This is a genomic window from Pseudomonas sp., assembly GCF_035512415.1.
Taxonomy (GTDB): domain Bacteria; phylum Pseudomonadota; class Gammaproteobacteria; order Pseudomonadales; family Pseudomonadaceae; genus Aquipseudomonas.
In genome coordinates this window covers 41908-55000 of sequence record NZ_DATKDZ010000028.1, presented here as the reverse complement: position 1 = coordinate 55000, position 13093 = coordinate 41908, and the positions used below count along the sequence as shown (strand labels likewise).

Below are 13093 nucleotides of genomic sequence, written 5' to 3'. Positions count from 1 at the left end.
GTTCTCCATATAGTGTGAAAGTCGCGTAGCGACGACCGCCCCTGTCCTTCTCCCTCCGGGGTACGGACAAGGGCGGTGGGTATGCCCGTCAGTGGCCCGACAGCAGGTCGCTGGCGTTCTCTTTGTCGTGTACGCCAAAGCGGTCGACGATGGTGGCGCTGGCTTCGTTCAGGCCCAGTATTTCCACCTCGGTGCCTTCGCGGCGCAGCTTGATTACCACCTTGTCCAGGGCCGCCACTGCGGTGATATCCCAGAAGTGCGCGCGGGACAGGTCGATCACCACCTTAGCAACGGCTTCCTTGAAATCAAAGGCCGCGACAAACTTGTCTGCGGAGCTGAAGAACACCTGGCCGACCACCTTGTAGGTGCGCTGACGGTCTTCGTTGTCGGTTTCCGAGTTGATATAGAGGAAGTGGCCGATCTTGTTGGCGAAGAACATCGCCGCCAGCAGCACGCCGACGAACACGCCGTAGGCGAGGTTGTGAGTGAAGACGGTGACTGCCACGGTGGCGAGCATGACGATATTGGTGGAGAGCGGGAATTTCTTCAGGTTACGGATCGAGTCCCAGCTGAAGGTACCGATCGACACCATGATCATCACCGCCACCAGCGCGGCCATGGGGATCTGGCTGACCCACTCGCTAAGGAACACCACCATCAGCAGCAACACCACACCTGCCGTTAGCGAGGACAGACGACCACGGCCGCCGGATTTCACGTTGATGATCGACTGGCCGATCATCGCGCAGCCGGCCATACCGCCAAGCAGGCCGGAGGCGATATTGGCAATGCCCTGCCCCTTGCACTCACGGTTCTTGTCGCTGGTGGTGTCGGTCAGGTCATCGACGATGGTGGCGGTCATCATCGATTCCAGCAGGCCGACCACGGCCAGAGCGGCGGCGTAGGGGAAGATGATTACCAGAGTCTCGAAGGTCAGTGGGACTTCAGGCCAGAGGAAAATCGGCAGGGTGTCTGGCAGCTCGCCCATATCGCCGACGCTGCGGATATCCATGCCGGTGTACATATACACGCCAGTCAGAACAATGATGCACACCAGCGGTGAGGGGATCAGCTGGCCGAGCTTCGGTACATAGGGGAACAGGTAGATGATGCCCAGGCCCGCGGCAGTCATGGCATAGACGTGCCAGGTGACGTTGGTCAGCTCCGGCAGCTGGGCCATAAAGATCAGAATCGCCAGGGCGTTGACGAAGCCGGTGACCACCGAGCGCGAGACAAAGCGCATCAGTGAGCCGAGCTTGAGGTAACCGGCACCGATCTGCAGCACCCCGGTCAGCAGGGTCGCTGCCAGCAGGTATTCCAGGCCGTGGTTTTTCACCAGGGTCACCATCAGCAGGGCCATGGCCCCGGTGGCGGCGCTGATCATGCCTGGGCGGCCGCCGACAAAGGCAATCACCACGGCGATACAGAAGGAGGCGTAGAGGCCGACCTTGGGGTCGACTCCGGCGATGATCGAGAAGGCGATGGCTTCCGGGATCAGCGCCAGCGCCACCACCAGACCGGCGAGTACATCGCCGCGGATATTAAACAACCAGGTGTTTTTCAGGCTTTGCAGCATGGGGCATTCCAATGGCTGGGATCCGCAGGTGCACGCAAGGGCAGCGGATGGGGTTAATAAAAATCAAGGGCTACAACGAGCGCGGCGCTGAGCTGAAAGCACAGGCGCGCATGGGCATGCGACGGCAACGGGAAAACCGGCCGGGCTATGCAGGGAGGGAGCGAAACGCTATGGCGGCGTAGGCAGCCAGCGCGATGGTTGGGCCAGTGTCATATCGACCTGTCTCTATCCATTCGGGCGAAAAGGGCGCGTACCTTAACACAAACGCGGGCCCTGGGCAGCGCTGGCGCGGCGGGCAGGAACTTTCCCGCCCTGGCGCTACTCACAACCGCAGCTTGTCTGCCGCGGGCCTGTCATAAAGGCCCGGCAGACTGTGGGTCCCGTAGCTCGCGAGAATGCCTATTTATGATGTCCGCAGCGAAAGGGGGGCTAGGACGGCTACCTCTGATCAGTCCATGGAAATGGGCGCTGCTGTTGCTGGCGCTGGTTCTGGTTTACCAGATAGCCGCGCGGCACCTGGATAGCCGTCTGTATTTCTGGATCAAGACTTCCTGGCACGAGAGTGAGTGGGAGCACCGCAGCCTGTGGTTGCCCGAGTACCGGGTGCGGGTCGATGCGCTGCCGGTCGCCGGGGTGAGCAACAACCTTTCCGGACTGACCTATGACGAAGGGCGTGATCAGCTCTGGGCGGTGGTCAATAACCCCGAGGAGCTGCTGGCCATGAGCAAGGACGGCGAGTTGCTGGCGCGTTATCCGCTGAGCGGTTTCAGCGATGTCGAAGGCATCACCTACCTGGGCGATAACCTGCTGTTGCTGACTGAAGAGCGCGACCAGGCGCTGGTGGTAGTCGAGGTGCCGGACAAGCCCGGTGCCTTGTTTCGTGAGGACTATCGGGCGTTGACCCTGGGCATTGATCTGGGCGGCAACCAGGGCTTTGAAGGCGCGGGTTACGACCGGGAAAGGGATCGGCTGTATGTGGTCAAGGAGCATTCGCCGCGCAAGCTTTATGAGGTGCGCGGGTTGAAATCCAGCGTTCAGGGCGATTTCAACCTGCAAGTGATCGACCGGCAGGCGTGGATCGATCACAAGGTGTTTGCCACGGACCTGTCATCGGTGCACTACGACGAGCAGACCGGGCATCTGGCCCTGCTTAGCGATGAGTCCAAGGTGCTGATCGAACTGGATGCCGAAGATGGCAAGCTGATTAGCTTCCGCTCGCTGCTCAGCGGCTTTGCTGGGTTGAAAGACAGCGTGCCCCAGGGCGAGGGCCTGACCCTGGATGATCGGGGCAATCTTTATCTGGTCAGCGAACCTAATCTGTTCTATCGCTTTGAGCGCGACTAGCCGACTAGGGTGCGTCGCGCGCACCAGCCCTGGGCTTTATCTGTGCTAAGCGTGACTAACCGCGGCGGATCATCCAGATACCCGCGACGATCAGCAGCAGGCCGGCGAATTTGCCCAGGCTGATTGGAGCCTCGCGAAAGCCGGCCCAGCCGAAGTGATCCAGGATCAGGGCCATGCTCAGCTGCCCGGCGATCACCAGTGCCATAAACAGCAACGCACCGACCTTGGGGCCGGCAAAGGCGGCGGTGGCGATAAACATCACCCCCAGCAGGCCGCCGCTCCAGTGCCACCAGCTCAGGCCTTTCAAGGCACCAAGGCTGGGAAATTCGCGCTGGGCCATTACCAGAATCAGCAGCGCCAGGGTGCCCACCGCGAAGGACACCAGGGCGGCGGCCATCACACTGGAAACCTGTTTGGCCAATTGGCCGTTGATTCCCGCTTGCAGTGGCAAGCAAGCGCCGGCAACGAATGGCAGGGCCATCAACCACCAGATCGGGGCAGGCATGGGGCATCTCCAGGACGGCAAGGACGGATGAGTATGCCGTAAAAGCTGTCCGCCTCGTCAGCCTCAACCAGGCCAGCTTGCCGCTTAGCGCACGCAAAAGGCCTGGGTTTTTGACCCAGGCCTTTTGCGTGTGATGCGTTGCTAATCAGCGGCTGTGGTTTATGGCCACTGCATTTCACCCTTGAGTACCTTGGCGCTCAGTTCCAGGCTGCTGGCGTCGAGCAGGTCCGGGTACTTGGCTTTCATCGCTTCGATCAGCGCCGGGCTGTTCTTGGCCTTGGGCAGGGCGGCTTCGAGATCATTAAGGTAGTTGCGGGTAAAGCGCAGGTCATCCAGGTTCAGCTTGGGCTGGCCCATAAAGTGCCCCGGCACCAGGGTTTTCGGCTGCAGCGCTTGCAGCTCATCCAGGGATTTCAGCCAGTCCTGACGGGCTTCTGGGGTTTGCGCATCGGCAATCCAGGGGTGGATATTGGCGTAGGTCAGCACGCCGCCGACCACCGCCTTGATGCTCGGGATCCACAGGCTGGTGTGCTTGGGGTCATGGCCGATCAGTTCGATGCGCTGGCCTTCCAGGGTCAGGTGGTCGCCTTGCAGGGCTTGCGGCACCAGGGTGCGGGCTGGCGCGGTGTCCTTGAGAATCGGGCCCCAGTAGGCCAGCTTCGGTTCGCGGCTTTTTTCGATATAGGCGATGGTCGGCGGCGTGGCCAGGACCTTGGTCTTGGGGAAGGCGCGGGTCAGGGTGTCCAGGCCGAAGTAGAAGTCCGGGTCGCCGTGGCTGATAAAGATGGTGGTCAGGTTCTTGCCGCTGGCCTGGATGCGCTCGACCAATTCTTGCGCTTCGCGGGTGGAGAACTGCGCATCGACCAGAATGACATCGCGCTTGCCGCTGATCAGGGTCGAGGTCACCGGGAACACTGCCTTGTCGCCTGGGTTATAGACATCCAGGGTCAGGGGCTGGGCAATGGCAGTGGTGGCAAGGGTAAGCAGGCTGGCGCTGGCAAGCAGGCCGCGCATATGGCCAAGAATCGACATGATGATCTCCTGTTAAGTAAGTGAGGCGATCTTAGTTGCTTTAAATCGATCAAAAAGCCCCTTAATCTGTGCGTATTTGTTGCGTATATCGAGCGAGTTATGGACCGACTGATGGCTACGCGGGTATTTGTCGAGGTGGTGGAGCGCGGCAGCCAGACCGCGGCCGCCGAAGCGCTGGAGATGTCGCGGGCGATGGTTTCGCGCTATCTGGCCGAGCTGGAAGGCTGGGTTGGCGCGCGCCTGCTGCACCGCACCACGCGCAAGCTGAGCCTGACCGGTGCCGGCGAGCAGTTGCTCGGTCAGTGCCGCGAGATGCTGGCCGTGGCCGAGGCCATGCAGGGCGTCAGCCAGGGCCGCAATGAAGCCCCGCGCGGCAACCTGCGCATCGCCTGCAGTCAATCCTTCGCCCAGGCCTGGCTAGTGCACGCCTTGAACGATTTCACCAGTCTGTATCCCCAGGTCAGCGTCGATCTGCTGGTGGGCAGCCAGGCGGTCAATCTGGTGGAGGCGCGTATCGACCTGGCGCTGCGCATCACCAACCAACTCGACCCCAACCTGATCGCCCGGCAACTGGCGGTGTGCCGTTCGGTGGTGTGCGCCAGCCCGGCTTATCTGGAAAAACATGGCACGCCGCAGCATCTGGCCGAGCTGAGCCAGCACAACTGCCTGAGCTACGCCTATTTCGGTCGCAGCATCTGGGCGTTCAGCCGCGCCGGTGAGCCCCATGCCGTAGCGGTCAGCGGCAACCTCAGCGCCAATGAGTCGATGGTGCTGTTGGAGGCGGCCCTGGCCGGTGGCGGGATCAGCCTGCAGCCGCGCTACTCGGTCGGTGGCCATTTGCGCTCCGGCGCGCTGGTGCAGCTGTTGCCCGATTACCAGCCGCAGGAACTGGGCATCCACGCCCTCTACGGCACGCGCCGGCAGATGCCGCCGACATTGCGCGTCTTGCTGGATTTTTTGCTGGAGCGATTGGTCGATAGGCCGGATTGGGATATCTAAAGCCGAGTCTCACCGGGCTTGAAACACGCAAGATCAGTATCCATACGGGTTCGGTGGCGAGCATCGGTGTGACGGCACCCGCCCGTAGGGTGCGCCGTGCGCACCAGGGCCGGCTGCAGACTCTTGGTGCGTACGGCCTCGGCGGCCCCGCGCACCTATTGCGGCCTGCGCAAGCCGCGTCGCTTCTCCCCAAGCGGCCCATATATAGCCTTGGCAACGCCCGGCTAGAGCGCCTTGTCGAACTGGATCAGGGCCACGCGCTGCTGCTGGCGGTCGCGGCGTTCGACTATGCCGCTGGGGCTGTAACCCAGTTTCGGGTAGAGCAGCAGGCCGGCGCTGTTGGCGTTGAAGCAGGACACCTGCATGCGCTTGGCGTGGTAGTGCTCGCGGGCCAGTTGCTCCATCGCCGTCACCAGGTAATGGGCTACACCCTGGGCGCGGGCCCAGGGCGCGATCATCAGGTTGCCCAGGGCGCAGTAGTCGCCGTATTGCCACTGGTAGAAATTTGCGAAACCGGCAACCCGGCCGTTGAGCAGCGCCACGGTGCTGTCGCGGCGTTCGGCCATGGTCGCCGCCAGCTGGCCGACACTCAATGGCCAGTCGGCTTTGGGGTAGCAGAAGAACAGTTCCTCGGCGCTTTGCGCGAAGGTGACGATCTCGCTCAGGTCATCGGCCGTGGCGGCGCGATGGTCAAGCGGCGAGCTGGGCGGCATAGCGGTCATCCTTGAGTGGTGCAGGGGCTGGCTTGTCAGTGCGGAGGATACTGGCTGAGCACCTTGGCGACTGTGGCGCGGATCGCTGTTTCGCGCTCCGCCGGGCTCGGCTGGCGGTTGCGCAGTATCTGTTCGGCACTGCCGCGCCAGACCAGCTTGCCATCCTTGCCGTCGAGCAGATCGATCTGCAGGGTGCCGACCTGGTAGTCGAGGGTGCGGGTTTCCACATAGCTCGGGCCGCCCCAGAAACCGCCGCGCCAGGGGTCGCCCCAGCTGCCGCCGAAGTGCGTGCTGACCTGCTGCTGGCGGTTATCGACGATCAGCCACACCTGCACCTTGAGGTCGCCGCTGCTGCCGCTGGCGGCAGGGCGCAGGCCGCGCTGGTCGAGCTGCTCGCTCACGGCGGCGCGAATCCGCTGGCCGGTAAGGTCGCTGTTGATTCGTGGGTCATCGGGTTTGTACTGCACGGCCGGCTCCTGCCAGCTCCAGCTGCGATAAGCGGCGAAATCCCGGTTGGGGTCGAAGTCGCGCTCGAGCTGCGGCGTCTGGCAGGCGCTGAGGATCAGCAGCAGGGGCAGTAACAGCAGTGATGCACGCATGGGTGCTCTCCTCGGGTTCAGCAATCAGTTTGGCGGATACGCCGCCAGGGCCTGTTGTACCGCGTTGCGCAGCGCGGCGGCGCGTTCACTTTGGCTGCCGCCCGCGAGGGTTTCGGCGCTGGCGCTCCAGACCGGCTGGCCGTCGCGGCCATCGAACAGATCGATACGTACCACTATGACCTCTTCCGTATAGCTGCGCACCAGCGGCGCGCTTCCCCACATGCCGTACTCATCGCCATAACGACTGTGCCCGTAATGGCTGCCGTAGTGTTCGCTGACTTGGCGGATACGCTGCTCCAGCCGCAGCTCGGCGCTGACCCGCAGATCGCTGGTTGCGCCTGCACGATGCGGGCGCAGGCCGCGTTGGTCGAGGGCGTTGCTCAGGGCCTCCTGCACCTGCTCGGAGCTGGCCCAGGCCGTCCCAGCGGGTAGGTGTTGCCAGCTCCAGGTGCGGTAGCGGCCGTAGTCGCGCGGCGCTGCCGGGTAGGCGCTAGGGTCCAGCTGCCCGGGCATATGCGCCGGGGCCGGCGGCAGCGGTTTGCTGTCGGCGATATAAGGGTTGTGGCTCTGACAGGCCGCGAGGGTGGCCAGTAGCAGTAATGCGCCAAGTCGTTTCATCAAGGGTTCGGCCTCCTGTGAGAGGGCTATCAGCGTGGCCGGCAGACCCAGTGCAAATACCGTCCCAGCCCGGCAAAGCTGGGATGGCGGCGGTAGGCCAGCTCCATTTCCACCAGGTCGAGCAGCTCCGCCTTGGCCTGGAAGGGCTGCGGCATATAGTCGTGGAACACCCGCACGCCACTCTGGCTTTCGACCTGCCAGTGCGGTTCAAGTTGCGCCGCCAGTTCGCGCGGATCAAGCGGCATCTGTGGGGTCAGGCTCTGTTTCTCACCGGCGAACTCGGCCTTGCGCAGTTTGCGGAAATGGCCCTTGAGCAGGTTGCGGTAGATCAGCGCGTCCTTGTTGTAGAACGCCAGCGACAACCAGCCGCCGGGCGCGCAGAGCTGATGCAGCACAGGCAGGATGCTGTGCGGCTCGGCCAGCCATTCCAGCACGGCATGGCAGATCACCAAGTCATAGGGGCGCTCAAGCTGGCCGAGCAGGTCCTGCCAGGGGGCCTGGATAAAGGTCGCGCTCTGGCCGGCGGCGGCAAAACGCTCGCGGGCCCCGATCAGCATGGGTTCGGCGGGTTCGGCCAGGGTCACCTCATGGCCGCGCTGGGCCAGCCATAGCGACATATGGCCGAGGCCTGCGCCGATATCCAGCACTCGCAGCGGCTTGTCGGGCAGGGCTTCGGCCAGGTCGGCCTGGAGCACCGCGAGGCGGATTGCGCCCTTGGCCCCGCCGTAGATCTTCTCGGCAAAGCGGGTGGCCAGCTCGTCGAAATGCCGATCAGTCATTGCGCGCGCTCCCGAGAAAGCGTCTTTCGTTATCGGCGAGTTTGGCGCGTACCACCTGCTGCATGTCCAGGCCTAGTTCGCCGCACAGCAGCACCAGATAGAGGACGATATCGCCGATTTCCTCGCCTGCGTGGGCGAGCTGTTCGGCGCTCAGTTGGCGTGACTGCGCCTCGGTCAGCCACTGGAAGATTTCCACCAGCTCGGCCATTTCCACGCTGGCGGCCATGGCCAGGTTCTTCGGGCTGTGGAATTGCCGCCAGTCGTTGTGATCACGAATGGCATGCATGCGGGCGGTCAGTTCGGCGAGGTTCATCAGGCGCTCCTGCAAAGAGGAGCATAGCTTCGGGGGTTCATCAGCGCTGTGCAAGCGGCTGCCGGCAGTTACCGGCAGCCGTGCGGGGTATTTCAGTCAAGCGGCTGCCAGCTGCCTTGCATATGCGGCAGGTCGTCCGCACCGAGCAGGCTGAACTGGCCGCTGGCGGCCGGCTCGCTGGCCAGCAGGCGCACGGCGGCGGGCAGCAGCACCGGTTTCTGGAAACGCACCTCCACCTGATAGCCCGCGCTGGGCAGGTGCTCGCTGAGTTCGGCCATTGCCCGCGCCTTGTTCCACAGGCCGTGGGCAATGGCGCGCGGGAAGCCGAACAGCTTGGCGCTGAGCGCCGACAGATGAATCGGGTTGTAGTCGCCGGCGGCGCGCGCATAACGCCGGCCGATATTCGCCGGGGCCTGCCAGTGGGCGAGGGTGGTTTGCGGCAATTCGGCGGCGGCTTCACGCTCCGCTATTGCGCTGCCCAGACGCAGGGCGCGGCAGAGGATACGGCTGTCGCCTTCCCAGAGCAGGCCGAGCTGGTCGTGCAACTGGGTGATCAGGCTGAAGGTCACGCCCTTGTCGTGGGGTTGCAGGTTCTGCACCTGCACGCTGACGGTGAAGGGCCCCAGGCCGCCGAGCGGGCGTATCACGCGGATACGGTTCTCCAGGTGCACCAGGCCAAGCAGCGGAAAGGGGAAGCGCTTATCGGTGAGCAGTTGCATCTGCAGGGCAAAGGCCAGGATATGCGGATAGGGCGCGGGCAGCAGGCCGTCGTCACGAAAACCGCAGATCTGCCGGTAGCGCGCCAGGTGCGCCGGGTCGACGTTGATCTGGCAGCGCAGGCCGACAGTCGGCAGGCTGCGCCCGGTGACGCTACGGCGCAGGGCGGCGCGGGCAAACAGGCCAGGCAGGGCGGATGGGGCGGGTAGATCGAGCCAGTCGATGGCCATGGCAAACTCCTCTGAGCGGGTGGCAGCAGCTTAGTCGGCCAACGGCAGAGTGCATTGGCCGCATCGTGCCGACGGTTGGCAGGCCAGTCAATCGTCATCGCGCCTTGAGCCAGAGGGCTAAAGCCGCCTAAGATGGCCGCGCCTCGCGGATAACAAGAACTCCTAGAAAATGCGTGACCTGACTGACGATGTGGCGCTGATGCGCCCGGTGCTCGATGCCTTGCGTGCCAGCGGAACCGATCCTGATCGGGTGCTGGCGCGCGTCGGCCTGCCGCCTGGTGGTTTACCCGCCGGGCGCTTCCCCCATTCGGCCCAGGCGATGTTCTGGAAGGCCGCCATCGACGAATGCGGCGAAGAGCATGTGGGGCTGTATCTGGCCCAGCATCTGCCGGCCTTCCATGGCCTGCTGCTGGAATACCTGTTTCTCTCCAGCGAGACCTTCGGCGAAGGGCTGCGGCATGCCTTGCGCTATATCCGCTTGCTCTCCGACACCCTCAATGCCCGCCTGGAAGTGCAGGGCGAGCGCGCGGTGATGGTGCTCGGCCTGGCTCCGGGTACGCCGCGGCATTTTCCGGAAATGCTCGCTGGTGCGGTGATCCGCCTGTTCGCGGCCCTCACCGAAGGCGACTTTATCCCCTACGAAGTGCAGTTTATCCATACCGAGGGTGCACCCGCTGAGCTTTACCAGCAGGTGTATGGCTGCCCGGCGCGGTTCGGCTGTGAGCGCTACACCTTGGTGTTCAATGCCGCGGTGCTGGACAAAACCTCGCGCCACGCCGCTCCCGAGCTGCTGCGCATGCACGAGTCCCTGGCGCGTCGGCAGCTGGCCGAGGTCGAACGGCTGGACCTGGTGCGCAAGGTGCGTGAGTTGATCGGCGAACTGCTGGTCGACAACGGGGCCACCCTGGAGCAAGTCGCGGCGCGCCTGAATATGCCGGCGCGGCGGCTGCGCGAGCGCCTGGCCATGGCCGGGGTGCGCTTTAACGACCTGATCACCGATTACCGCTGCCGCCTGGCCAAGGACCTGCTGCTCAATACCGACGAGCGCATCGAGGTGATAGTCGAACGCACCGGTTTCTCCGAACCGAGCACCTTCTACCGCGCCTTCAAACGCTGGGTCGGCGAGACGCCGGTGGAATTCCGTAAACGCGGCAAGGGCGGCCAAGCCGAGTAGGGCGTGCCGTGCGCACCGACGCCCATGCAGCAGGTGCGCAGCGACTACCGAGCGAAATAGGTGACCCAGAAGTAATAGGCGGTCATCCCGCTGCCCACACCGATCACCAGCACCCGCAGCAGCTTGGCCGGCAGACGCTGGCCCAGCGCGCCACCGGCATAGCCGCCCAGCGTTGCCCCCACCAGCAGCACCGCCAACTCGTACCAGCTGACCCGTCCGGCAAGGATAAAAGTGATGCTGGCGACGCTGTAGATCACCGCCGAAATCAGGTTCTTCAAGGCATTGGCGCGGGCCAGCGGGTGGCCCTCAATGGAGAACGCCGCCAACTGCAGAATGCCCATGCCCGCGCCGAAATAGCCGCCATAGATCGACACGCCGATATGCGCGCCCAGCGACAGCGGGCCGTGCGGCGGTTGCGCGGCTTCGGCGCGGCGGGCCGCCAGCCAGCGACTAAGCCAGGGGCTGGCGGCAAACAGCGCGGTGGCGGCCAGCAGCAGCCAGGGAATCAGCTTGGCAAACACCGCATCGCCGCCAACCAGCAGCAACAGCCCGCCCAGCAGGCCACCTGCCAGCCCGGCCGCCAGCAAGGGCAGCAGATAACGCCCCAACGGCCGCAGCGATCCTCGCGCCGCCCAGGCCCCAGCCAGACTGGCCGGCCATAACGCCACCGCATTGGTGGCATTGGCCGTTACCGGCGGCAGGCCGGCAGCAAGCAGCGCCGGAAAGGAGAAAAACGTGCCGCCACCGGCCAGGGCATTCATCCCCCCGGCAGCAAACCCGGCAAGCACCAGCAGCAGAATCTCGGACATAGGCATGGCAAAGGCTCGGGCAAAAGGTCAGCAGCTTAACCAGCGAGCGCGGTGGGGCCAAGTCGACCAAGGTGGTTGGCGCATGGATGGTTAAATTGCAGGCATAAAAAAATAGCCGGGAGCCATTTTTAACGTCGCGCAGCGACGGCCTGAAGGGTGGTTGCCATGGATGGCAGACATAAAAAAGCCGGCTTGTGGCCGGCTTTTAGGGGGTAGTCCCAGCTTATTTTTGGTAAGCCGCGACCGCCTTCAGAATCAGACCGCGGGCTTCTTCAGCGCCGCCCCAGCCTTCGACCTTGACCCATTTGCCTTTCTCGAGATCTTTGTAGTTCTCGAAGAAGTGCTTGATCTGCTCGATCAGCAGCGGGGGCAGGTCGGTGTATTCCTGTATGTCTTTGTACAGCACGGTAAGTTTGTCGTGCGGCACGGCAACCAGCTTGGCGTCGCCGCCGGCTTCGTCGCTCATGTGCAGCACGCCAACTGGACGGGCGCGGATAACCGAGCCTGGAGCCACCGGATAGGGGGTAACGACCAGCACGTCGAGGGGGTCACCGTCGTCAGCCAGGGTGTGCGGGATAAAGCCGTAGTTGGCCGGGTAGAACATCGGGGTGGCCATAAAACGGTCGACCATCAGGCAATCGATGTCGTGGTCGATTTCGTATTTGATCGGCGCGTGGTTAGCCGGGATCTCGATGGCAACGTAGATGTCGTTCGGCAGGTCTTTACCGGCAGGGATCTTGCTGTAGCTCATGGGGCGACTCCCGAGGGGTGGGCCAAAAAAGTGGCGCGATTATAGGCATATTCCCCCGTCGTTGCTATGTCGGGATGCCTAGCCTTTGGTCGCGATGTGTTGGCCTTTTGGTCTGTCGCGATAGTCGGGGTGGTCCTTTTGCAGCGCCTGCAGGCGGGCCAGCGGGTCCTGGCGGTAGAACAGCGCAAGCTGCGCGTAGACCGCCGGGAAGGCATCGCTCAGCAGGTCCGGGGCGCTGAAGAAGTATTCGCTGGTCACTGCGAAGAACTCCGCGGGGTCTTCGGCGGCGTAAGGGTCGATGGCGGTTTCGGCCTGCGGGTCGGCGTCTAGCTGGGCATTGAACCGATCGAAGGCACTCTGCATGGCCTCGGCCCAGTCGCTGATACGCATGTTGCGGTGCAGCGGCGGCAGGCCATTGGCGCTGCCGTTAAGCATGTCCAGCTTGTGCGCCAGCTCGTGGATCACCAGGTTGTAGCCGTCCCAGCCGCCGCTGGCCTGCACGCCCGGCCAGGCGAGGATCACCGGGCCTTGCTGCCAGGCTTCGCCGCTATGTTCGCCATCCCATTCATGCACCACGCCGCTGGCGTCGCGGTGGCGCTGCGGGCTGACGAAGTCGTCCGGGTAGAGGACGATTTCATGAAAACCCTGGTACCAATCGAGGTCAGCCAGGTGCAGCAGTGGCAACTCGGCCTGCACCGCCAGCAACAGGCGGTCGCTGCGCTCTAGTTCGACGCCGGGCAGGGCGCTAAGGTGTTTGTTATGCAGAAACAGCACCGCGCGGGCCTGTAGGCGCTGCAGTTCATCCGGGGTGAGACCATCCAGCAGGGGCAGACGCCGCAGCACTTCGCTCCAGGTTGCGGCGGCAACTGGATGACGGGCAAGGATGCGCTGGCGACGCCAGGCGCGTAACGACCACATGGATTCTGCTCGGGCT

Annotated in this window: 15 protein-coding genes; 3 read left to right on the top strand and 12 right to left on the bottom strand. The window is 63.7% G+C overall.

Annotation, left to right across the window (positions count from 1 at the left end; translation table 11 throughout):
* Positions 1 to 88 precede the first annotated feature (88 nt).
* On the bottom strand, positions 89 to 1576 hold the full coding sequence (locus VMP31_RS14505) for a SulP family inorganic anion transporter (RefSeq protein ID WP_325508280.1): 1488 nt from the start codon (positions 1574 to 1576) through the stop codon (positions 89 to 91).
* Positions 1577 to 1981: 405 nt separating this feature from the next.
* Here VMP31_RS14505 and VMP31_RS14500 point away from each other — a divergent pair, with 405 nt between their 5' ends.
* The gene (locus VMP31_RS14500; RefSeq protein ID WP_325508278.1) at positions 1982 to 2920 is read left to right on the top strand and encodes an SdiA-regulated domain-containing protein; all 939 of its coding nucleotides are present in this window, start codon (positions 1982 to 1984) and stop codon (positions 2918 to 2920) included.
* Positions 2921 to 2975: 55 nt separating this feature from the next.
* On the opposite strand, the gene VMP31_RS14495 is transcribed toward VMP31_RS14500, so the two are convergent.
* Both VMP31_RS14495 and VMP31_RS14490 read right to left on the bottom strand, forming a co-directional pair.
* Entirely contained in the window at positions 2976 to 3425 is a 450-nt protein-coding gene (locus VMP31_RS14495) for a DMT family transporter (protein ID WP_325508276.1), read from the bottom strand.
* Positions 3426 to 3584: 159 nt separating this feature from the next.
* On the bottom strand, positions 3585 to 4457 hold the full coding sequence (locus VMP31_RS14490; protein WP_325508274.1) for an MBL fold metallo-hydrolase: 873 nt from the start codon (positions 4455 to 4457) through the stop codon (positions 3585 to 3587).
* 99 nt (positions 4458 to 4556) lie between these two features.
* On the opposite strand from VMP31_RS14490, the gene VMP31_RS14485 reads away from it, so the two are divergent.
* On the top strand, positions 4557 to 5456 hold the full coding sequence (locus VMP31_RS14485) for a LysR family transcriptional regulator (RefSeq protein WP_325508272.1): 900 nt from the start codon (positions 4557 to 4559) through the stop codon (positions 5454 to 5456).
* A 224-nt stretch (positions 5457 to 5680) separates the two neighbouring features.
* Here VMP31_RS14485 and VMP31_RS14480 read toward each other — a convergent pair whose 3' ends face one another.
* The 6 genes from VMP31_RS14480 to VMP31_RS14455 all read right to left on the bottom strand — a co-directional run bounded on the left by VMP31_RS14480 (position 5681) and on the right by VMP31_RS14455 (position 9425).
* Entirely contained in the window at positions 5681 to 6169 is a 489-nt protein-coding gene (locus tag VMP31_RS14480; RefSeq protein WP_325508270.1) for a GNAT family N-acetyltransferase, read from the bottom strand.
* 35 nt (positions 6170 to 6204) lie between these two features.
* The gene (locus VMP31_RS14475; RefSeq protein ID WP_325508268.1) at positions 6205 to 6768 is read right to left on the bottom strand and encodes a DUF4136 domain-containing protein; all 564 of its coding nucleotides are present in this window, start codon (positions 6766 to 6768) and stop codon (positions 6205 to 6207) included.
* A 24-nt stretch (positions 6769 to 6792) separates the two neighbouring features.
* Positions 6793 to 7386 carry a DUF4136 domain-containing protein gene (locus tag VMP31_RS14470; RefSeq protein ID WP_325508265.1) on the bottom strand — a complete coding sequence of 198 codons (594 nt, stop codon included), beginning with the start codon at positions 7384 to 7386 and terminating at the stop codon, positions 6793 to 6795.
* Between the two features lie 29 nt (positions 7387 to 7415).
* The gene (locus VMP31_RS14465; protein WP_325508263.1) at positions 7416 to 8165 is read right to left on the bottom strand and encodes a methyltransferase; all 750 of its coding nucleotides are present in this window, start codon (positions 8163 to 8165) and stop codon (positions 7416 to 7418) included.
* On the bottom strand, positions 8158 to 8478 hold the full coding sequence (locus VMP31_RS14460) for a nucleotide pyrophosphohydrolase (RefSeq protein WP_325508261.1): 321 nt from the start codon (positions 8476 to 8478) through the stop codon (positions 8158 to 8160). Before VMP31_RS14460 ends, VMP31_RS14465 begins: the two co-directional genes overlap by 8 nt.
* A gap of 92 nt (positions 8479 to 8570) precedes the next feature.
* Positions 8571 to 9425, bottom strand: a complete 855-nt coding sequence (locus VMP31_RS14455; RefSeq protein ID WP_325508259.1) for a MaoC family dehydratase — start codon at positions 9423 to 9425, stop codon at positions 8571 to 8573.
* Positions 9426 to 9594: 169 nt separating this feature from the next.
* Between VMP31_RS14455 and VMP31_RS14450 the strand changes: the two genes are divergently transcribed.
* Positions 9595 to 10599 carry an AraC family transcriptional regulator gene (locus VMP31_RS14450; protein ID WP_325508257.1) on the top strand — a complete coding sequence of 335 codons (1005 nt, stop codon included), beginning with the start codon at positions 9595 to 9597 and terminating at the stop codon, positions 10597 to 10599.
* A 44-nt stretch (positions 10600 to 10643) separates the two neighbouring features.
* Here the strand turns inward: VMP31_RS14450 and VMP31_RS14445 are convergent, their stop codons facing one another.
* The 3 genes from VMP31_RS14445 to VMP31_RS14435 all read right to left on the bottom strand — a co-directional run bounded on the left by VMP31_RS14445 (position 10644) and on the right by VMP31_RS14435 (position 13077).
* Complete coding sequence (locus tag VMP31_RS14445; protein ID WP_325508255.1) at positions 10644 to 11414, bottom strand: sulfite exporter TauE/SafE family protein; 771 nt, start codon at positions 11412 to 11414, stop codon at positions 10644 to 10646.
* Positions 11415 to 11631: 217 nt separating this feature from the next.
* Entirely contained in the window at positions 11632 to 12159 is a 528-nt protein-coding gene (gene ppa / locus VMP31_RS14440; protein ID WP_325508253.1) for an inorganic diphosphatase, read from the bottom strand.
* Positions 12160 to 12237: 78 nt separating this feature from the next.
* The gene (locus VMP31_RS14435; RefSeq protein ID WP_325508251.1) at positions 12238 to 13077 is read right to left on the bottom strand and encodes a M90 family metallopeptidase; all 840 of its coding nucleotides are present in this window, start codon (positions 13075 to 13077) and stop codon (positions 12238 to 12240) included.
* Positions 13078 to 13093 lie beyond the last annotated feature (16 nt).